The following is an 18,082-nucleotide window of genomic DNA, read 5'->3' as shown; positions in this document are numbered from 1 at the left end:
CGCCGTGCGAACGACGTTAGGGCGGGCCAAGGCATTCCACCAGCGACTGGATTGCATGGGACCCATGCACCTGGAGAATGGGTTGTGGGAAGACGGGCGATGCCCGGAGGATCGTGAAGGGGGAGGGCCGTGTTCGAGGTCGACGCACTTCGGCTGCTCGTGGCCGTGGCAGAGGCCGGATCGTTCACCAAGGCGGCGGTCCGGCTCAATTACACCCAGTCCGCGGTGTCCCGGCGGATCGCCGCTCTGGAACAGCAGGCGGGCGGCCCGCTGTTCGAACGGCTCCCTCGGGGCGTACGGCTCAATCCCCGCGGCCGGACACTGCACCGGCACGCCGTGGAGGTGCTCGACCGGCTATCCCGGGCGGCCCGGGAGCTGGCCGTGCTGAACGCGGGGAACGGCGGACTGCTGCACGCGGGGGCCTTCGCCACCGCCAACATCTCGCTCGTGCCCACCGCCCTGCGGGCACTCCAGCACGCCAAGCCGGATGTCGAGGTCATCGCGGTCGAGGGCTGGACCGACACGCTGATGGAGCGCCTCCAGGACGGGGCGTTGGACCTTGCTGTCGTCAGCGACTACCCGTCCGGTCTGCCGTCGGCCGCCGGTGTCACGACGACCGTGCTGTGCGAGGACGAACTGTTCGTGGCGCTCCCGCGCGCGCACCGCCTGGCCGGAGCCCCAACGGTCGACCTGCGTGAACTGCGGGACGAGGCATGGCTTCACAGTGCGTACGGCGACCGTCCCACGATGCTCGCCGATGCCTGCGCACGGGCGGGCTTCACCCCCAGGAAGATCATCCGGATCGCGGAATGGACCGGGAAGTTCGGCTACGCGGCCGCCGGCCTGGGGGTGGCACTGGTCCCCTCGCTGGCCGCGCGGGCGGTCCCCGACGAACTCGTCCTGTGCCGCCTCACCGACCCGGCCCTGCGCCGGACCGTCCATGTGGCGCTGCCCGCAGCCCCGCTGCCGGCGGCACTGACACTGAGGGATCTGCTGCACGACACCGTCGCTTGAACCGACGGCGAGGGCCTGCACCTGTGCGGGTCTCAGATCTCGCCGCGCAGTCTCACGGCCGCTCAGAGCGGATGACGGCGCCCCACGGTCAGTTTCGTCGGACCGGCAAGGCGGGAAACGATAATCGGCCCGGTGACTTCTCCATCGCGGAGCTGGACGCGTGCTGAGCGGCTCGATGCCGCCCGGACGGTCGAAGCCCTTCATGCCCGGACCGGTGTCCGCCTGATCCTGGAAGGCCCCTGCCCGGGCGGGCAGGTCGGTGCGGCTTTTGTGCGCTGGCCCGACGCTCACCGCTCTGTCCTCAAGTGGCGACCGCAGAGCCGGGCGGCGGACATGGAGGCAGGGCCGCTCGCCGTCACCGAAGTGCTCCGGCTGGCCGGCTGTCCGGCACCGGCCACCGAACTGGTCGCCCAGGTCGGCCACGCGGTGGTCGTGGTCCAAGAGCTGCTGCCGGGCAAGGCGATCGACCGCCTCGACCACCGTGCCCTGGACCAGGCCCTCGAACTCAACCAGTTGCAGGCCGATCGCCTTGCCGACCGCCCCGAGATTCCAACGGTCGAGTTCCACCTGCGTGACGATGGGCCCGGCTACTGTCTGCACGATCCTCTGCGCCGGCACAACCGTCGCAGTGCCGCGCTCGAACACCGGATCGCCGCTGTCGGCGCGGACCACCCCGCCCGAATGGCCGGGCAGGACGCCGTTCACATGGACTTCCACCCCGGCAACATCCTGGCGGCCGACGGCTCGATCACCGGCGTCATCGACTGGGACGGTGCCGCCCGCGGCGACCGGCGATTCGACCTGGTCACCCTGCGCTTCGGTATCCACGCCGGGGAAGCCGACCCGAGGGTGACACGGCATCTCGACGCCGTCCTGGACTCGCTCCCCGAGGACATCCTGCGGCCCGCATGGGCTCACATGAGCCTTCGCATGGTCGACTGGGCCATCAGGCACTTCACGCCGGCGGACGTGGAGCACTGGCTGGACCTCGCCGAACAACGCGCGAGCTGAGGGTGCCCCTGCCCGACTGCGAGTTCCGGTTCCCGGCACCGACCGCCCCGGCATATCGCCGAACCGGCGGCCGGTGTCGGGATGTCGTGCACGGCCTTCGCCGCACGCCCCACGCCTCACCAGCACGGTCGGCGAGCCGCCGCTCATGTACCTCACCGGGTGGCGGATGGTTCTGGGGGCGGACTTGCTCCGGGACACGGACGCGACCGTCGCGGCGGTGGCCCGCGAGGTCGGAAACGAGGACGCGTTCGCCTTCAGCGTGGCGCTCAAACGCGCCCGCGGGGTCAGCCCCTCGATCTGGCGCCGGCAAGCGCGCTGACCCCATGCCTCCAGCCGCCCCGCGGGCTTGCTTCGTGCGTGCGGGGTCTCAGCGGGGCCGGCCCGATGGCACGACCGGCGGCTGTTCCGTGGCGGATACTCCGCCGGGCGAAAGCTGCTGTGTGATCCGATCGAACAGGTCCGTCAGCGGCTCACCGAGATCCTGGCCGAACTCGGTCAGCCCGTAGGTGACCTGGGGCGGCGTCGTCGGCTCGACCTCCCGCCAGACCAACCCGTCCTGGACCAGTGCGCGCAGTGTCTGAGCGAGCATCTTCTCGCTGATGCCCTGGATGCTGTCGCGCAGTTCGTAGAACCGAAGATCGTTGCTCCGCAGGGAGATCAGCACCCAGATACCCCACCTGCTGGTGACGTGGTCGACCACGCCGCGCGCAGGGCAGTCGGTGTGAAACACCTCATACCGATTGCTGGTCCCGACCGGTGTCAGCTGCGCGCCTTCCCTCATGTTCGGAGCTTACCTCTGGGTATGTTCTTACGAAAAGTAAGCCCGGCTCCTAGCGTCCATTGCCACAGTGCACAACGGACGAGGAGCTGAACATGATCGTGGTGACCGGGGCTACCGGGAACGTGGGCCGGCCTTTGACGCAGGCCCTGGCCGAGGCGGGCGAGCAGGTGACAGCGGTGTCACGTCATGCGGCGGCGGTGCCGGACGGAGTCCGGCATGTGGTGGCCGACCTCACCGAACCGGGCGGCCTCACCTCGGCGTTTGACGGGGCGAAGGCGCTGTTCCTCCTGCTCTCCGGCGACCTGCACGCACCCGGAGCCAGGCCGACCGACATCATCGACCTGGCCGCGGCCAGTGGCGTCCGCCGGGTCGTCCTGCTGTCCTCGCAGGGCGTGGCGACCAGGCCGCTCGGCCCGTCGCGGATCGCGGTGCGCGCGGTGGAGGACGCGTTGAGAGAGTCCGGCCTGGACTGGGCCGTCCTGCGACCGGGCGGTTTCGCCTCGAACGCTCTGGCCTGGGCGGAGTCCGTCCGCACGCAAGGGGTGGTCGCCGCACCTTTCGGCGGTGTCGGGGTTCCGGTCGTCGATCCGGTGGACATCGCCGAGACCGCGGCGGCCTGCCTGCTGGACGACCGGCACACCGGGGGAGTCTTCGAGCTGACCGGGCCCGAGGTGATCACGCCGCGTCAGCAGGCGGAGTCCATCGCCGCCGCTCTCGGCTCGCCGGTGCGGTTCCACGAACTCACCCGCGAGGAGGCCAAGGCCGCGATGACCCAGTTCGTGCCGCCGGAGCTCGCCGACGACACTCTGGACATCATCTCCGCTCCGAACCCGGCCGAACTGCGGATCAGCCCGGACGTGGAACGGGTCCTCGGCCGCGCCCCGAGCTCCTTCAACGACTGGGTCGCCCGGAACATCGACGCCTTTCGCTGAGGCACGCCTCGGCGGAGGCGTCCCGGGCAGCCCCGTGCGGCTACGGCGCACGGGGCTGCCCTGTGTGCCGCCGCCCGCCGGTCCGTGGGACCGGCCGGCTTGTACGGTCCCGTTGAACCGCCCACGTCGGCAAGGCAGAGCGGCCCCGCCGGGAACAGCGGTCCGGTCCGCACGGTTGCATCGACCGAGAGACCGGCGCCGCACGGGCGGGGGACGCGGAGACCACAGGGTCGTCCGCCCCACCAGGATCCGGGCCCAAGGACCGTGGTGAGCCCGCAGCGCACTCGGACCAAGACGTATTTTTCGCAGGAGGACTGTTTCATGACCGACCGGCCGTTGACGCTCATGGCAGTGCACGCCCACCCCGACGACGAGGCCACCGGAACCGGAGGAATCCTCGCGCAGTACGCGGCGGAAGGCATCCGCACGGTGCTCGTGACGTGTACCGACGGCGGTTGCGGGGACGGGAAAGGGGGTGTGAAGCCGGGCGATCCCGGGCACGATCCGGCGGCCGTCGCCTTGATGCGCCGTCAAGAACTGCAGGCGAGCTGTGACGTCCTGAAGATCAGCGATCTGGAGATGCTGGACTATGCCGACTCCGGGATGATGGGCTGGCCGAGCAACGAGGCCCCCGGATCCTTCTGGCAGACCCCGGTGGAGGAAGGCGCCGCCCGGCTTGCGGAACTCATGCGGCACTACCGGCCCGATGTGGTCGTCACCTATGACGAGAACGGCTTCTACGGTCACCCCGACCACATCCAGGCCAACCGCATCACGATGGCTGCGCTGGAGATGACCGAGCTGACACCGAAGGTGTACTGGACGACGATGCCCCGGTCGAGGATGCAGCAGTTCGGGGAGACCCTGCGCGAGTTCCAGGAGGACATGCCGGAGCCGGATCCCGCCGAGGCCGCCGCGATGGCCGAGATCGGCCTGCCCGACGACGAGATCACCACGTGGGTGGACACCACCGCGTTCAGCGGCCAGAAGTTCGATGCGCTGGCCGCGCACGCCAGTCAGGGCGAGAACATCTTCTTCCTCAAGATGGGCAAGGAGAGGTTCGGCGAGTTCATGGGCTTGGAGACCTTTGTACGTGTCAAGGACGCCACCGGCGCCGCCGTACCCGAGAACGATCTCTTCGCCGGACTGCGCTGATCCGTCCGTCCGGCCGGGGCCCGGAAGACCTCATCGGCCGGACGGCGGCTCCGCGACGGGCAGGCACTCGGCGAGCAGATCGACGACATCGCGCCAGGCTCGCTGCGCGTGCCGTGGGTGATGGCCGACACCGGGACGCACGGTGTGGTCGACCGGCGGGTGGTGGAAGGCGTGAAGGGCTCCGCCGTAGACCACGAGACGCCAGTCGACGCCCGCGTCCTGCATCTCGGCGGTGAACGCCTCCCGTTGCGCGGGCGGCATGATGGGGTCTTCCGACCCGACACCGGCCCACACCGGGCAGCGAATGCGTGCCGCCCCGCCCGGTCGGCCCGTGGTCAGTGCGTTGACTGTCCCGATCGCCCGCAGGTCGACCCCGTCGCGCCCGAGTTCCAGCGCGATCGCGCCTCCGGTGCCGTAGCCGACGGCGGCGATCCGGTCGGGGTCGGTCCGCGGTTCGGCGCGCAGCACGTCGAGGGCCGCGTGGCCGATGTCCCGCATCCGGTCGGGGGCGGCGAGCAACGGCATGCAACGGGCCAGCATCTCCTCGGCGTCGCCCAAATAGCGCCCGCCGTGGATGTCGAAGGCCAGCGCCACGTAGCCCAGTTAGGCCAGCGCGTCGGCCCGGCGGCGCTGGAAGTCGTTCAGCCCCGTCCCCTCGGGGCCGATCAGGACCGCGGGCCGGCGGCCGGTACCGGCCGGGAGCGCGAGGTGCCCGACCATCGTCAGGCCGTCTGCCGGATACTCCACCGTGCGCGTGGCAACCGTCTTCATGAGACCGGACTGTAGCGACCGTCGAGCCCGGTCGGGCCGGTCTTCACCGACGGCGGAACAGCCCGGGTGCGGGCCGGCCCACCGCCGATCGCGCACTACTTGAGGGAGAGCCTTGAGGACCGTCGTGCTGTGGTCGACGTTCCCGATGTCGGTGAGCGTCGGATCGACCCCGACCGCCCAGTTCGAACGAGCCGGGAAATGATTTCGCACCCGGCGGTTCGGGGCGGTAGTTGTTGACGATGACTACTCCTGCTGAACAGTTGCTTCCGGGTACCCGGCGCGCTCTGCTGCACCGCATCGCCACCGCCCAGGCCGAAGGCCGCGCGCCCTCCTTGGCCGCCGCGGTGCAGCGCCGGGGGCAGGCCGTCTGGAACGGCTCCCGCACCTGTGTCGACGGCCATGCCCCGGATGCCGACACACAGTTCAGAATCGGGTCCCTCACCAAGACGTTCACCGCGGTGCTGGTCCTGCGGCTGCGTGACGAGGGTCTGTTGGATCTGGCCGATCCGCTGGAGAAGCACCTGCCCGGAACGGGAGCGGGCGAGGCCACCATCCATCAGCTGCTGGGCCACAGTGCGGGGCTCGGCGCTGAGTCGCCCGCTCCCTGGTGGGAGCGGACGCCGGGCAGCCTGCGGCCCGAGCTGGCCGATGTACTCGGTGAGCAGACCCGGATGCACGCTCCCGGCCGCCGTCACCACTACTCCAACCCGGGCTACACGGTGCTCGGAGCGCTGATCCAAACCATGCGCGGAGCGCCCTGGGCGCAGGTTCTGCGGCGTGAGGTGCTGGAGCCGCTGGGCATGCACCGTACGGGTCCGGAGGCGGAGGCGCCGCATGCCGGTGGCTGGGCTGTCCATCCGTGGGCGGATGTCATGCTGCCCGAGCCGGCCGAGGACCTCGGACTGATGGCGCCGGCCGGTCAGCTCTGGTCCACCACCGCCGATCTTCTCCGGTTCGCCGCCTTCTTTACGGAGGGAGACGACCGGGTGCTCTGCGCGGCTTCCGTGGCGGAGATGAAGGAGCCGTCCGCGCCGCCCGAGTCGGGGGACTGGGAAGGGAACTACGGTCTCGGGCTGCAGGTGATCCGGAGGAAGGGCCGCACGCTCATCGGGCACACCGGGTCGCTTCCTGGTTTTCTGGCCGCCCTGTGGTTCTGCGCCGAGGAGGATGTGGCCGCGGTCGTGTTCGCCAACGTCACCTCGGGCCCGCCGATCGGCGAGGTGGCCGCTGAGCTCGTGGACATCGTCGCCGAGGCCGAGCCCCGCATCCCGGAGCCGTGGCGCCCGCTGCCCGAGGTGGACGCGGACCTCCTCGCGCTCACCGGCCCCTGGTACTGGGGCACGCGTGCCAACATCCTGCGCTTGAACCCCGATCGCGGACTGGAACTCCGCGGCCTGCGCGGTGATGGCCGGGGTGCGCGGTTCACCGCCCGGCCGGACGGCACCTGGATCGGGCTGGACGGCTATTACGCGGGGGAGACGCTGCGGATCGTCCGGAACGACGACGGCAGTGTGAACCATCTGGACCTGGGTTCGTTCGTCTTCACGCGTGAACCGTACGATCCCGCGGCGGCCGTTCCGGGCGGGGTGGACGAGAACGGCTGGCGTGGCCTGGGAAGTTGAGTGCCGTGTTTCACGTGAAACAGAGCGGCGGAGCGGTCAGGCCGTCAACTCGCTTTCCAGTGGGGTGCGGAAGCGTGGAGTGATCCGCGCTTCCCCCACCCAGCCCGCCAGCCGGGATGCCTCCTCCTCGATTGCGGCGGTGGCGTCCCGGCCGGTGTCGGTCAGGAGCCGCCAGACCGGCTCGCCGTTGGCGTGCTGTGCCCAACCGCCGACGATGCGGCCGTTCCACCACACCGTGGGGCCGATATTGCCGGAGCGGTCGAAGAGGGCTGCCCGGTGTTCGGGAGCGAGGTGGAAACCGCGGTCGGCCCAGCCCATCGCGCTCGGGTCGAGCGCGGGCAGCAGAGCCGCCCAGGGCTCCGGTGCCGGTTCTGGCGCGGTGTCCCCAGGCGCGACCCAGGCGGTGGTGCCGCTGTCGAGCCGCACCTCCTCGGCTCCGACGGCTGCCAGCGCCTTGCGGACCTGCCCGAGCCCCCAGCCCGTCCACCACTTGAGGTCGGCCTCGGATCCGGGGCCGTACGAGCGGAGCCAGTGCAGGGCCAGTTCCGCCTGTGCCCCGGCGGTGGCGAGCACCGGCCGGGGTTCGGCAGCCGTCCAGCGGAACTGGCTGGACGTCCAGGAGCCCCGGGGCCGGTCCCGGCGGATCCGGCCTTCGGCGGCCAGTATGCGGAGGACCCGGGAGGCCACCCCCTGCACCGCCTCGTACTTCTTGCCTGGGAAGACCGTGATTTTCGTACGCAGGGCGGTCACAGCGGCGGAGAGTTCGCTGCCGGTGGCTGTCCCGCGGGCGGTCAGGGCCGTCAGGGTGGCCTTCTCCGTGTCGTCCAGCCAGGGTTCGTCCAGTCCCTGGCCGTCCTCGGCCAGGTGCTTCAGGAAGGTCCGGCGCTCCTTGGCGGCCACCGCGCGGGCGTTCGACGCCTCGATCTGTGGGGCCAGCACTTCCGACACGGTGAAGAGGGTGTTACGCATGGAGAGCAGCCTGACCAGTGAGACGTCCTCGTACAGGGACTTCTCCACCGCGGCGACGTCCGGTGTGCGGAGCCTGGCGCAGACGGACAGGAAGACGGTGGCCGCGTCGGTGGCATGCAACGCGACCAGGGCGTCGGCCACGGCCACCGGGGATCCGGCCCGCAGGGCGGGTGCCAGGAGATGGCGTCCGGCGAGCCTGATGCGGCGTTGCTCGTCGCTGATGTGGTGCACCGTTGCTCCCTCGGGTGCCGGTCTGCGGTCAGAGGGCGAGCTTGAAGCCCACGTGGCTGGCGGCGAAGCCGAGCCGTTCGTAGAAGCGGTGTGCGTCGGTCCGGGTCGCGTCCGAGGTCAGCTGGACCAACTCGCATCCCTGGCGCCGGGATTCGTCCACCGCCCACTGGATCAGGCGGGTGCCGAGTCCGCTGCCGCGTTCGTCCTTGTGGACACGGACGGCCTCGATCACCGAGCGCGTCGAGCCGCGCCGGGAGAGGCCAGGGATCACGGTCAGCTGGAGTGTGCCGACGATCCGGTCCGCGCGCACGGCGACCATGAGGTACTGGTTCGGATCCCCGGCCAGCCGCTGGAAAGCGGCCCGGTACGGCGTGAGGTCGTCCGGCGACTCGCGCGCCGCGCCCAGCGGATCGTCGGCGAGCATGGCCACGATCTCGGAGAGGTCGTTGATGCCCGCGGCACGTATGTCCAGATCGCTCATGATCAGCAGCCTACGCAGCCGCCCTGGGCCACGCGGCGGCAACCGGGCTATACGGGGACCTTCAGCTCCTCGACCGCCCGGACCAGCGGGACCAGCTCGGGGTCCTTGGCAGCCTCGTCGAGTGCGGCGCGCAGGGCGGTGTCATTGGTCGGCCTGGCCTCGGCGAGCAGAGCGAGACCGGACTCGGTGACGTCGGTGTAGATGCCCCTGCGGTCGGTGTCGCAGAGGTACCGGGTCAGCAGACCGCGGTCCTCGAGGCGGGTGACCAGGCGTGTGGTGGCGCTCTGGCTGAGTACGACGGCGTCGGCCACCTGCTTCATCTGCAGATGTCCGCCCGGTCCGCTGTGCTGCCGGCTCAGCACGTCCAGCAGTGAGTACTCCCTCACGCTGAGGTCGTGCCGGCTCTGCAGCGCACGCTCGATGTGGGCCTCGATCTTCCCGTGGAGCAGGGAGAGCGCGCACCAGCCCTGGGAGAGGGCGGTCAGTGCAGGGTCCGTCGCTGTCATGGGTGTCTCTCCTCCGTGCTGGAGCTGCTTACGTACAGGATAGGCGACGCATGCAATAGCCCGCGCTTGCAATTAACCTGCGTCTGCAATTATTGTGGACGCTCGTAAGGCGCAGACGCAATCTCCAGGGAAGGTGTAACCCATGCCGCTCGCGCTTCTCGCCCTCGCCATCGGGGCATTCGGTATCGGAACCACCGAGTTCGTGATCATGGGGCTGCTCCCCGAGGTGGCTGCGGACTTCCAGGTCTCGATCCCGGCCGCCGGATTCCTCGTCACGGGCTATGCGCTCGGTGTCGTCCTCGGCGCCCCGCTGATGACCGTTCTCGGGACCAGGGTCACCCGCAAACGCATGCTGATGATCCTGATGGGGCTGTTCGTCATCGGCAACGTGGTGTCCGCGACCGCACCCGTCTTCGAGGTGATGCTCGCCGGCCGGGTCATCGCCTCCCTCGCCCACGGCGCCTTCTTCGGCATCGGATCGGTGGTGGCGGCCGATCTGGTCGCTCCGCACAAGAAGGCCGGTGCGATCGCCATGATGTTCACCGGTCTCACCGTCGCCAACGTCGTCGGTGTCCCGCTCGGCACCTACATCGGGCAGAGCGTCGGCTGGCGGGCCACGTTCTTCGCGGTCGCCGGCCTCGGTGTCATCGGCCTTCTCGGAGTGGCCAGGCTCGTCCCCGACCAGCCCCGCGCCGAAGGCGTCCGGCTCCGCCACGAACTGGCCGCGTTCCGCAATGTGCAGGTCCTGCTCGCCATGGCGATGACGGTGCTGGGCTTCGGCGGAGTCTTCGCGGCGATCACGTACATCACACCGATGATGACCGAGATCGCCGGCTACTCGGCCTCCTCGGTCACCTGGCTGCTGGTCCTCTTCGGACTCGGCATGGTCGGTGGCAACCTGCTCGGCGGCAAATTCGCCGACCGCCACCTGATGCCCCTGCTGTACGTGTCGCTGGGCGCGCTCGCCCTGGTCCTGTCGCTGTTCACCCTGACCGCGCACAACAAGATCGCGGCAGCCGTCACCATCGTGCTGATCGGTGGCCTGGGCTTCGCGACCGTGCCCCCGTTGCAGAAGAGGGTGCTCGACCAGGCGGCGGGCGCCCCGACCCTCGCCTCCGCCGTGAACATCGGCGCCTTCAACCTCGGCAACGCCCTGTCGGCCTGGCTCGGCGGCGTCGTCATCGCTGCCGGTTTCGGCTACACCGCGCCCAACTGGGTCGGCGCGGTCCTCGCCGCCTCCGCGCTGGTCCTCGCCGTCGTCTCCAGCACCCTGGAGCGCCGCACGGCCACCCGGAGCCGTCTGGTCGCCACCCACATCCCGGGTACGGCCGCCGTGCCCGAGCCGGCCGCCGTACCCGCGGCCCGGCACTGATCCGCCGCACACGTCCCACGCGTCAACCCACGCACCCCCGCAGCGCGCCGCATCGCGTCGCACTGCATCGCACTACACCCGCATCAAGGAGAGACCCCCATGAGCACCACCATCACTGCCGCCGTCGCCCCGCTCACCACGCAGGACGCGGAGGCGCTCGTGGAAGCGGCCCGTACGGCCGCCGAGGCGGCAGGCGTCGCCGCGGCGGTCACGGTCCTCGACGCGGGCGGCCATCTGCTGGCCTTCCGCCGCGACGACCGGGCCGTTCTCATCGCCGGTGAGACCAGCACCCGCAAGGCCTACACGGCCCTTCAGCTCAACGCCCCCACGGCCGACCTGGTCGACGCCGTCCAGCCGGGAGGGCTCTTCCACACCCTGCCGACCGCACTGGACCGCCCGCTGCTGTTCATCGCCGGCGGCGTCCCGGTCCACCGCGACGGCCGTCTGATCGGCGCTGTCGGTGTCGGTGGCGGGGCACCCGAGCAGGATCACGGGTTCGCCACAGCCGCTGTGGACAGCCTCGTCTGAGCTCGCGACGACCGGGCCGAGCCGGCCGGGACCACCGGCCGGCGGAACCGCCCGGACCGTACGGCCCTCCGCCGGGGTTGTCAGCCCGTCGCCACGCTCAGCGGCGCGAAGCACTGCGTCCAGTCCCCCGGCGGCTGCTCCCCGAGGGTCATCACCGTGGTCGCCGAGTCGTGTCCAAGTCCGCGCTCCCCGAGCCAGCGGAGCAGTTCCTCGTGACGGCCGTCGATGTCGGCGCGCAGCGGCCGGTCGGTCGCCCCGGCCAACGAGGACACGAGGAGTTTCGCCGTGGCGGTGTCCCGCGCGACGAGCGGGCCGACCACATGGCTGGCCAAGCTCGGCCAGAGCCCCGCATAACCGACGAGCTCTCCGCCTTCCTCGGCCACCCGCAGGTGGTCGGCGAAGGCGGGGAGGCGGGTCAGGAGGTGTGTCCGGTCGAGCCCGAAGGCGTTTCCGTCCAGCCGGAGCATGGCCTGAAGGTCTCCGGCCGAGGCAGGGCGAACGGTGAGGCCGGGGCTGAGCCCAAGACCTGGATCAACATCCGCATCCGTGCTGCCGGGATCGGCAGGCGGCTGGAAATGCCCGCTCATCCGCTCGGCGCGGCCCACCGCGACGAACCCGAGCTTCTCGTAGAGCGTCCGGCCCTGTGCCGTCGCGTAGAGGCTGAGAGGAGTGCCCCCGGTCGATTCGATCACCTGGTGCATCAGCTGCCGGGCGATCCCCTGCCGGGCGTGGCGGCCGGCGACCAGCAGCATGCCGATGGCGGCCATGCGCGGGCCGTAGGAGGTCACCACGCAGGTCGCCATCAGGCCCTTACGGTCGGGGTCGTCGATGCCGAAGCACGTTCCCGCTGCGAGGAGCAGTCCCCATCGGTGCTCGTCACGCGGCCAGCCGCGGTCCTCGGAGAGATCGGCGCAGGGGACCAGATCGTCCCGGGTGAGGCGCCGGACGGGCAGACCGGCGAGCGGGCGGGGCAGTGGACTGGACATGAGGGTCAGGCTCTCCGACGTAATGATCGCTCGTCCACCGCTTTAACGGAACTGGCCGAGACCCGCAGCCGCCGGCCACGCCGGGACGGCCTTTTGCGTGAGCCGTTTCGCCTGAGCTGAATAGCCTGAGCCGTTTTCGCGTGGCTGTTTCACGTGAAACAACTCCGCAGCCGATCAGCCCAGATCGGTCGCATGCATCGCGCGCACGCCCTCGATGTTGCCGTCCAGGTAATGGCGCAGCGACAGCGGTACGAGGTGGACGGCAGCGATCCCGACCCGGCTGAACGGCACCCGGACGACGTCGTACTCCCCGCAGGGGGCCTCGATCTCGGGTCCATGACGCAGGGACAGGTCCATCGAGTCGAGCCGGCAGACGAAGAAGTGCTGGACCTTGACGCCCTTCACTCCGCCGCCCTCGATGTGTTCCACGGTGTCGACGAAACAGGGGACCACATCGGTGATCTTGGCGCCGAGTTCCTCGTCCACCTCGCGGTGCAGGGCGTCGACGACGGTCGCGTCCTCGGGTTCGACCCCGCCGCCCGGAGTGAGCCAGTACGGATCCACCCCCGGCTTGGTGCGCTTGATGAGGATGAGGTCGTTGCCGTCGAGCAGGATGGCGCGTGCGGTGCGCTTGACCACGGGACGTTCGGTCATGGCAAGAGAGTGGCCCGCTGGACCCGTTCTGAAACACCTGAGGGCTGCTGGACCGTTCTGAGGTCACCAGTCGGCTGCGGCGCGCAGCAGCCACTCGTGCGCGCGAGAGAGATGCGGCAGCGCGAGCGTGCCGCTCCGCGCGGCGAGGAAGTAGGTGCGCAGCGGGGGCACCGGAGGATCGAGGAGTGCCACCACCTCGCCCCGCTCCAGCGCGCCCTCGCAGAGGTAGCGGGGCAGGACGGCCAGCCCGGCGCCCGCCACCGTGCATTCCAGAACCGCCCGGAGGTCCGGTGCGATGACGGCCCCGGCGGCTGCGGGCCGGCTGTCGAAGACCGCGGCCCAGTAGCGGGAGACGAGCGGCAGGCTCTCGTGCACCTCCACCACCGGCAGCTGTTCCAGGACCACCGGGCCGTTGCGCCGCAAAGTGCCCGGCCCCAGCCGCCCGGCCCAGCGGGGCGCGGCGACCAGGACGTGCTCCTCGTCGCAGAGCGGGGTCGCGGTGAGCAGCCCACCGCGCGGGCGGGCCGTCACGATGGCCAGATCGTGGTGTCCGGCGGCCAGGCCATCCAGCGTCTCGTCGGTGTCCGCGGAGAACGAGCTGCGCAGGGCGAGGCCCTGGGTGATCAGCGGCGTGAGCGCGGGCAGCGCCCGTAGCGAGGTGAACTCCGGTGGCCCGGCCAGATGCAGCGTGCGAACGCCCGACTCCTCGTCGAGCTCCGCCTCGGTGATCTCCACCAGCGCGTCCAGGTGGGGAGCGGCCCGGTGCGCGAGTTCGTCCCCGATGGTGGTGGGAGTCACACCGCGGGCTCTGCGCAGGAAGAGGGGGCGTCCCAGTTGCCGCTCCAGGGTGCGTATCTGGGAGGTCACGGCGGGCTGGGAGAGGCCGAGGAGCGCGGCAGCCCGGGTGAACGAACCGGCCCGGTGCACGGTGACGAAGGTGCGCAGCAGGGCCAGGTCCATGTCCTGTCCCCTCTCACCGTTGCGACGTGTCGGGCCCGGACAACCATAAATATGCCGATAGGCCGCTGCCGCTACTGTGATTGGACACTGACGCAGAGTCAACTAGCCTTGTCGAGGCGGTTCGTCGCGTGCGGAACGCGGCGTGCCGGGACGGCCCGAGCCACGAGGGGGGAGGCTCGGGCCGTCCGTACCGCATCGGCTGCTGTCCGTACGGACGCTCAGCTTCCGGCGACTGCCTCGGCCAGCGCCCGCTCCACGTCGGCCACCAGGTCCGCCGGGTTCTCGGCGCCCACCGAGAAGCGGATGAAGCCTTCGGGCACGGCGTCGCCGCCCCAGCGAGCCCGTCGCTCGGCGGTCGAGCGCACACCGCCGAAGCTGGTCGCGTCCTCGGCCAGCCGGAGCGCAGAGAGGAAGCGCTCGGCGGTCTCCCGGTCGGCCAGGACGAACGACACCACTGAGCCGAAGCGCCGCATCTGCCGCACGGCGTTCGGGTGCGAGGGGTCGGTGGGCAGCCCGGGATACCGGAGCCCGGTCACCTCCCGGTGCCCGGCGAGCGCCTCGGCGAGAGCGAGGGCGTTCGCGCACTGCCGCTCGACGCGCAGTTCCAGGGTGGCCAGCGAGCGGTGCGCGAGCCAGGCCTCCATCGGCCCTGGGATCGCACCGACCACCTTGCGCCACCGCCGCACCCCCGCCGCCAGCTCGGGATCGAGACAGGCCACGTGGCCGAGCAGGATGTCGCCGTGCCCGGTCATGCCCTTGGTGTCACTGGCCACCGAGAAGTCGGCCCCCAGCTCCAGCGGGCGCTGGCCGAGCGGGGTGGCGAGCGTGTTGTCCACGGCCACCAGCGTCCCGCCCGCGTGCGCCGCCTCGACGAGCCGCCGCACGTCGCAGACGTCGAGCCCGGGGTTGGACGGGGTCTCGATCCACAGGAGCTTGGCCCCTTCCAGGACGGCCAGCTGGGCATCGCCCCCGGTCGGGGCGGTCCGCACCTCGACCCCGTAGGCCTCCAGCTGCGCCCGTACCAAGGGGAGCGCCTGGTATCCGTCGTCGGGCAGCACGACCACGTCGCCGGTGCGCGTCTGGGAGAGCAGCACGGCCGAGACCGCCGCCATCCCGGAGGCGAAGACCGTGGTCTCGACGCTCTCCCCCGGCGCTTCGAGCTCGCCGATGGCCCGTTCCAGATGGGTCCAGGTCGGGTTGGTGTCACGGCCGTAGGTGTACGGGCCGGTCGGCTCGCCGGAGAGGTGGAAGTGAGCGGCGAAGACCGGACCGGGGAGAGTCGGTTCGTACTGTTCCGGTTCCGGCAGGCCGGCCCGTACCGCGCGGGTTCCGTCGCCCATGGTGCTCATACTGCGTCCTCACTGCTCTCCCCGGTCCGTCACCGGTTCTGCCTGCACTGTTCCAGGTGTACGCGGATCAGTCCTCGTCGGGCAGGACGACGTTCAGCGCCCAGGACACGATCGAGATGATCAGTCCGCCGAGGACGGCGGTCCAGAAGCCGTGGACGTGGAAGCTCAGATCGAACTGGCCGGCCAGCCAGGAGGTCAGCATCAGCATCAGGGCGTTCACCACCAGGGTGAACAGCCCCAGGGTGAGGATGAAGAGCGGCAGCGTGAGCAGCTTCAGGACGGGCTTCACACAGAAGTTGACCAGGCCGAAGATCAGCGCGACCACGATCAGGGTCAGTACCTTGCGGCCGGTGCTGCCGCCGGACAGCGTGATGTCCTGGAGCAGCCAGATGGCCACTGCCAGCGCACCCGCGTTGGCGATCGTCTTGACTACGAAATTCTTCATGTGTCTGATCGTGGCAGACATGATCGGTGGTGGACACCGGCTGGGCAGAGGCAAGGGACGGACAGGTCATGAAGGCATTCAGACTGGACGAGCTGGAAGCGGAACGGGCCGCCAACGACGGGGCGTATCTGCAGTTCGTACGCGAACGGAACATGTCTGTCGGCCTGTACGCGCTGGACGCCGGTGACCTCGACCCGCAGCAGCCGCACCAGCAGGACGAGGTCTACCTCGTCGTCAGCGGGCGCGCGTCGATCACCGTGGGCATGGAAACCACCCAGGTGGGCAGAGGAAGTGTCGTGTATGTACCTGCCGGCACGGCCCACAAGTTCCACCACATCACCGAGGACCTGCGGGTGATGGTGGTCTTCTCGCCGCCCGAGGGCTGAGGGGGTCCGGGAGGCGGAGCCGTCTCTCGGGGATCCCTAGGGGTTCGATCAGGGGAGTTCAAGGGCTGCGAGGCCCCCGCCGACCACCCCCGCACCTCTAGCATCGGAGCAGGAACTCACAGAGACGAGGTATGGACGATGGCCGTGCGGGAGATATTCGCGGGAATGCCCTGGTGGGTGAAGTGGATCGCGGTGCCCGTCATCGCCATCGTCGTGTTCGGCGGCCTGATCGCCAGCGTGGTCGGCTTCGTCGTCTGGCTGCTCTTCAAGGTCCTGATCTTCGTGGTCCTGGTCGGCGGGATCGTATTCCTCGTGCGGAAGTTCATGTCGTCCTCCTCGGGCGGTGGCTGGTAGCCGCGCGACCGGGAGGCCGTTAGCCCAGCTGAGCTAAGCGGAAGACGAAACGACACCCCCTTCGGGCGCTGCCGATACAGTGAAATTCGCTGTCGCCGCCTGGGAGAGCACCGCCAGTCACCACCTGACCAGTGGTGGGCACGCCTTCCGGAGTCAGGCCCGCGGCAGACATGTGGGGGCGGCCTCCACAGGCGGGCTGACCGCCCGTCACCATGCCTGGGGGTGACCGTTGACCACGGCATCGAGTACCGCTGTGCCGACGTTGATCGGATCGGTGCAGCGGGCGCTGAAGCTGCTGGAGGCCGTGGGCGCCCATCGCGACGGGGCTCCGGCCAAACAGCTCGCGCGGGAGGCGGGGCTCCCGCTGCCCACCGCCTACCACCTGCTGCGCACCCTCACCCATGAGGGATATCTGCGCCGGGAGAACGGCGTCTTCCTCTTCGGTGCCGCCGCCGAGCGGCTGGTGAACGACGGCGCCCTGCAGAACCGTCGCAGCCGGATGACCCAGTCGCTGGGCCGCTGGCGGGACATCATCGGAGCCCCGGTGTACTGCGCCGTCTACCGCGACGGCGAGATCGAACTCGTCGCGGTCGCCGACACCCCGGCAGCGCCCGCGGTGGAGGAATGGGCTGCCTTCCAGGAGACCGGGCACGCCCACGCGATCGGCCAGTGCCTGCTGAGCCAGCTCGACGAGAAGGCCCGCGAGGACCACCTGGACCGGTATCCGGTGCGCCCGCTGACCCGCTACTCCGTGCGCGACCGCCCGGCGCTGGTTGAACGGCTGAGGTCGCTGGAGCGAGCGGAACCTGTCGTCGAGCGACAGGAGTACGCCCTCGGGACGGTCTGCGCGGCCATCCCGATCACGGCCGGTTTCACGGCGGCGGCGATGGCCATTTCGATACCTCTCGACCAGGAAGAACGGTTGCTCCCCGCAGTCGAACGACTACGTGGCGAAGTGGCCAGCCTCTTGCGTTCGTTCGTGTTCTCTATCAGTATCTGAAAAATCACTCCTTGTGATCTGCTATCGCGTGCACCACGATGGCGTCAATAGGGCCACGGGGGATCATTCCTGGCCAGATTCATCTACTGCGGGGTTGAACGATGCGCGAGTCGGTTCAAGCTGAGGTCATGATGAGCTTCCTCGTCTCCGAGGAGCTCTCTTTCCGGATCCCGGTGGAGCTCCGGTACGAAGTGTGCGATCCGTACGCGATCCGGATGACCTTCCATCTGCCCGGCGACGCCCCCGTCACCTGGGCATTCGGCCGTGAGCTGCTGCTCGACGGCCTCAACAGCCCCAGTGGCGACGGCGACGTACATATCGGGCCGACCGAGCCCGAAGGGCTGTGCGATGTCCACATCCGGCTCCAGGTGGGGGCGGACCGCGCCCTGTTCAGGGCAGGTACGGCACCACTTGTGGCCTTTCTCGACAGGACGGACAAGCTCGTCCCCCTCGGGCAGGAGTGCACGCTGGGTGATTTCGAGGGCAATCTCGAAGAGGCGTTGGGGCGAATTCTGGCCGAGGAACAGAACGCCGGCTGACGGGGATCGTGCTTCCAGACCCGGGTGTCGGTCGAA

Annotated in this window: 21 protein-coding genes and 1 pseudogene; 12 read left to right on the top strand and 10 right to left on the bottom strand. The window is 69.9% G+C overall.

Features of this window, described 5'->3' with window-relative positions; translation table 11 throughout:
- Nucleotides 1–129 precede the first annotated feature (129 nt).
- The 3 genes from ACIQM0_RS29835 to ACIQM0_RS29825 all read left to right on the top strand — a co-directional run bounded on the left by ACIQM0_RS29835 (nt 130) and on the right by ACIQM0_RS29825 (nt 2,344).
- Nucleotides 130–1,014, top strand: coding sequence for a LysR family transcriptional regulator (locus ACIQM0_RS29835; RefSeq protein WP_401292485.1), 885 nt, complete (start codon nt 130–132; stop codon nt 1,012–1,014).
- Between the two features lie 132 nt (nt 1,015–1,146).
- The gene (locus ACIQM0_RS29830; protein WP_401292482.1) at nt 1,147–2,025 is read left to right on the top strand and encodes a phosphotransferase; all 879 of its coding nucleotides are present in this window, start codon (nt 1,147–1,149) and stop codon (nt 2,023–2,025) included.
- A gap of 145 nt (nt 2,026–2,170) precedes the next feature.
- Nucleotides 2,171–2,344: a helix-turn-helix domain-containing protein gene (locus ACIQM0_RS29825; protein WP_401292479.1), complete on the top strand. Its 174-nt coding sequence runs from the start codon at nt 2,171–2,173 to the stop codon at nt 2,342–2,344.
- Between the two features lie 48 nt (nt 2,345–2,392).
- On the opposite strand, the gene ACIQM0_RS29820 is transcribed toward ACIQM0_RS29825, so the two are convergent.
- Entirely contained in the window at nt 2,393–2,806 is a 414-nt protein-coding gene (locus ACIQM0_RS29820) for a winged helix-turn-helix transcriptional regulator (protein ID WP_401292476.1), read from the bottom strand.
- Between the two features lie 92 nt (nt 2,807–2,898).
- On the opposite strand from ACIQM0_RS29820, the gene ACIQM0_RS29815 reads away from it, so the two are divergent.
- Both ACIQM0_RS29815 and ACIQM0_RS29810 read left to right on the top strand, forming a co-directional pair.
- Entirely contained in the window at nt 2,899–3,738 is an 840-nt protein-coding gene (locus ACIQM0_RS29815) for an SDR family oxidoreductase (protein ID WP_401292474.1), read from the top strand.
- A gap of 321 nt (nt 3,739–4,059) precedes the next feature.
- Nucleotides 4,060–4,893: a PIG-L family deacetylase gene (locus tag ACIQM0_RS29810; RefSeq protein WP_401292697.1), complete on the top strand. Its 834-nt coding sequence runs from the start codon at nt 4,060–4,062 to the stop codon at nt 4,891–4,893.
- 30 nt (nt 4,894–4,923) lie between these two features.
- On the opposite strand, the pseudogene ACIQM0_RS29805 reads toward ACIQM0_RS29810, so the two are convergent.
- Nucleotides 4,924–5,664: pseudogene (locus ACIQM0_RS29805) on the bottom strand (dienelactone hydrolase family protein).
- Between the two features lie 239 nt (nt 5,665–5,903).
- Here ACIQM0_RS29805 and ACIQM0_RS29800 point away from each other — a divergent pair.
- Complete coding sequence (locus tag ACIQM0_RS29800; RefSeq protein ID WP_401292471.1) at nt 5,904–7,286, top strand: serine hydrolase domain-containing protein; 1,383 nt, start codon at nt 5,904–5,906, stop codon at nt 7,284–7,286.
- Between the two features lie 36 nt (nt 7,287–7,322).
- Here the strand turns inward: ACIQM0_RS29800 and ACIQM0_RS29795 are convergent, their stop codons facing one another.
- Genes ACIQM0_RS29795 through ACIQM0_RS29785 form a run of 3 tightly spaced genes read right to left on the bottom strand, consistent with a single transcriptional unit; the run spans nt 7,323 to nt 9,473 of the window.
- Nucleotides 7,323–8,486, bottom strand: a complete 1,164-nt coding sequence (locus ACIQM0_RS29795; RefSeq protein ID WP_401292468.1) for a winged helix DNA-binding domain-containing protein — start codon at nt 8,484–8,486, stop codon at nt 7,323–7,325.
- Nucleotides 8,487–8,514: 28 nt separating this feature from the next.
- Nucleotides 8,515–8,967, bottom strand: a complete 453-nt coding sequence (locus tag ACIQM0_RS29790) for a GNAT family N-acetyltransferase (RefSeq protein ID WP_401292465.1) — start codon at nt 8,965–8,967, stop codon at nt 8,515–8,517.
- Between the two features lie 47 nt (nt 8,968–9,014).
- Nucleotides 9,015–9,473, bottom strand: coding sequence for a MarR family transcriptional regulator (locus ACIQM0_RS29785; protein ID WP_363022891.1), 459 nt, complete (start codon nt 9,471–9,473; stop codon nt 9,015–9,017).
- A gap of 142 nt (nt 9,474–9,615) precedes the next feature.
- On the opposite strand from ACIQM0_RS29785, the gene ACIQM0_RS29780 reads away from it, so the two are divergent.
- On the top strand, nt 9,616–10,845 hold the full coding sequence (locus ACIQM0_RS29780) for an MFS transporter (RefSeq protein WP_401292462.1): 1,230 nt from the start codon (nt 9,616–9,618) through the stop codon (nt 10,843–10,845).
- A gap of 99 nt (nt 10,846–10,944) precedes the next feature.
- Entirely contained in the window at nt 10,945–11,373 is a 429-nt protein-coding gene (locus ACIQM0_RS29775) for a heme-binding protein (RefSeq protein ID WP_401292459.1), read from the top strand.
- Between the two features lie 80 nt (nt 11,374–11,453).
- Here the strand turns inward: ACIQM0_RS29775 and ACIQM0_RS29770 are convergent, their stop codons facing one another.
- The 5 genes from ACIQM0_RS29770 to ACIQM0_RS29750 form a co-directional block, all read right to left on the bottom strand.
- On the bottom strand, nt 11,454–12,359 hold the full coding sequence (locus ACIQM0_RS29770; protein ID WP_401292457.1) for a GNAT family N-acetyltransferase: 906 nt from the start codon (nt 12,357–12,359) through the stop codon (nt 11,454–11,456).
- Nucleotides 12,360–12,533: 174 nt separating this feature from the next.
- Nucleotides 12,534–13,013, bottom strand: a complete 480-nt coding sequence (locus ACIQM0_RS29765) for an NUDIX domain-containing protein (protein ID WP_401292455.1) — start codon at nt 13,011–13,013, stop codon at nt 12,534–12,536.
- A 63-nt stretch (nt 13,014–13,076) separates the two neighbouring features.
- Nucleotides 13,077–13,973, bottom strand: coding sequence for a LysR family transcriptional regulator (locus tag ACIQM0_RS29760; protein ID WP_401292453.1), 897 nt, complete (start codon nt 13,971–13,973; stop codon nt 13,077–13,079).
- A 218-nt stretch (nt 13,974–14,191) separates the two neighbouring features.
- Complete coding sequence (locus ACIQM0_RS29755) at nt 14,192–15,322, bottom strand: cystathionine gamma-lyase (protein WP_401292450.1); 1,131 nt, start codon at nt 15,320–15,322, stop codon at nt 14,192–14,194.
- Between the two features lie 67 nt (nt 15,323–15,389).
- Nucleotides 15,390–15,767 carry a phage holin family protein gene (locus ACIQM0_RS29750; RefSeq protein ID WP_385041271.1) on the bottom strand — a complete coding sequence of 126 codons (378 nt, stop codon included), beginning with the start codon at nt 15,765–15,767 and terminating at the stop codon, nt 15,390–15,392.
- Nucleotides 15,768–15,835: 68 nt separating this feature from the next.
- Here ACIQM0_RS29750 and ACIQM0_RS29745 point away from each other — a divergent pair, with 68 nt between their 5' ends.
- The 4 genes from ACIQM0_RS29745 (at nt 15,836) to ACIQM0_RS29730 (ending at nt 18,046) form a co-directional block, all read left to right on the top strand.
- Nucleotides 15,836–16,153, top strand: a complete 318-nt coding sequence (locus ACIQM0_RS29745) for a cupin domain-containing protein (protein WP_363022907.1) — start codon at nt 15,836–15,838, stop codon at nt 16,151–16,153.
- A 138-nt stretch (nt 16,154–16,291) separates the two neighbouring features.
- Nucleotides 16,292–16,507 (top strand): DUF5326 family protein, encoded by a 216-nt coding sequence (locus tag ACIQM0_RS29740; RefSeq protein WP_363022909.1) that lies wholly within the window; start codon nt 16,292–16,294, stop codon nt 16,505–16,507.
- 229 nt (nt 16,508–16,736) lie between these two features.
- Entirely contained in the window at nt 16,737–17,507 is a 771-nt protein-coding gene (locus ACIQM0_RS29735; RefSeq protein ID WP_401292446.1) for an IclR family transcriptional regulator, read from the top strand.
- A 101-nt stretch (nt 17,508–17,608) separates the two neighbouring features.
- Nucleotides 17,609–18,046 carry an SsgA family sporulation/cell division regulator gene (locus ACIQM0_RS29730; RefSeq protein ID WP_024489558.1) on the top strand — a complete coding sequence of 146 codons (438 nt, stop codon included), beginning with the start codon at nt 17,609–17,611 and terminating at the stop codon, nt 18,044–18,046.
- Nucleotides 18,047–18,082: the final 36 nt, after the last annotated feature.

It is taken from the genome of Streptomyces sp. NPDC091387, from assembly GCF_044756945.1.
In the GTDB taxonomy this organism is placed as follows: Bacteria; Actinomycetota; Actinomycetes; order Streptomycetales; family Streptomycetaceae; genus Streptomyces.
This window is presented reverse-complemented; position numbering and strand designations above follow the sequence as displayed.

Excerpts from the sequence above, each read along its gene's own strand:
- ACIQM0_RS29820 (WP_401292476.1), bottom strand. The coding sequence starts at position 2,806 with ATGAGGGAAGGCGCGCAGCTGACACCGGTCGGGACCAGCAATCGGTAT.
- ACIQM0_RS29730 (WP_024489558.1), top strand. The coding sequence starts at position 17,609 with ATGCGCGAGTCGGTTCAAGCTGAGGTCATGATGAGCTTCCTCGTCTCC.
- ACIQM0_RS29740 (WP_363022909.1), top strand. The coding sequence starts at position 16,292 with ATGGCCGTGCGGGAGATATTCGCGGGAATGCCCTGGTGGGTGAAGTGG.
- ACIQM0_RS29825 (WP_401292479.1), top strand. The coding sequence starts at position 2,171 with ATGTACCTCACCGGGTGGCGGATGGTTCTGGGGGCGGACTTGCTCCGG.
- ACIQM0_RS29755 (WP_401292450.1), bottom strand. The coding sequence starts at position 15,322 with ATGAGCACCATGGGCGACGGAACCCGCGCGGTACGGGCCGGCCTGCCG.
- ACIQM0_RS29745 (WP_363022907.1), top strand. The coding sequence starts at position 15,836 with ATGAAGGCATTCAGACTGGACGAGCTGGAAGCGGAACGGGCCGCCAAC.
- ACIQM0_RS29790 (WP_401292465.1), bottom strand. The coding sequence starts at position 8,967 with ATGAGCGATCTGGACATACGTGCCGCGGGCATCAACGACCTCTCCGAG.
- ACIQM0_RS29750 (WP_385041271.1), bottom strand. The coding sequence starts at position 15,767 with ATGAAGAATTTCGTAGTCAAGACGATCGCCAACGCGGGTGCGCTGGCA.
- ACIQM0_RS29800 (WP_401292471.1), top strand. The coding sequence starts at position 5,904 with ATGACTACTCCTGCTGAACAGTTGCTTCCGGGTACCCGGCGCGCTCTG.
- ACIQM0_RS29815 (WP_401292474.1), top strand. The coding sequence starts at position 2,899 with ATGATCGTGGTGACCGGGGCTACCGGGAACGTGGGCCGGCCTTTGACG.
- ACIQM0_RS29785 (WP_363022891.1), bottom strand. The coding sequence starts at position 9,473 with ATGACAGCGACGGACCCTGCACTGACCGCCCTCTCCCAGGGCTGGTGC.
- ACIQM0_RS29760 (WP_401292453.1), bottom strand. The coding sequence starts at position 13,973 with ATGGACCTGGCCCTGCTGCGCACCTTCGTCACCGTGCACCGGGCCGGT.
- ACIQM0_RS29770 (WP_401292457.1), bottom strand. The coding sequence starts at position 12,359 with ATGTCCAGTCCACTGCCCCGCCCGCTCGCCGGTCTGCCCGTCCGGCGC.
- ACIQM0_RS29780 (WP_401292462.1), top strand. The coding sequence starts at position 9,616 with ATGCCGCTCGCGCTTCTCGCCCTCGCCATCGGGGCATTCGGTATCGGA.
- ACIQM0_RS29775 (WP_401292459.1), top strand. The coding sequence starts at position 10,945 with ATGAGCACCACCATCACTGCCGCCGTCGCCCCGCTCACCACGCAGGAC.
- ACIQM0_RS29810 (WP_401292697.1), top strand. The coding sequence starts at position 4,060 with ATGACCGACCGGCCGTTGACGCTCATGGCAGTGCACGCCCACCCCGAC.
- ACIQM0_RS29765 (WP_401292455.1), bottom strand. The coding sequence starts at position 13,013 with ATGACCGAACGTCCCGTGGTCAAGCGCACCGCACGCGCCATCCTGCTC.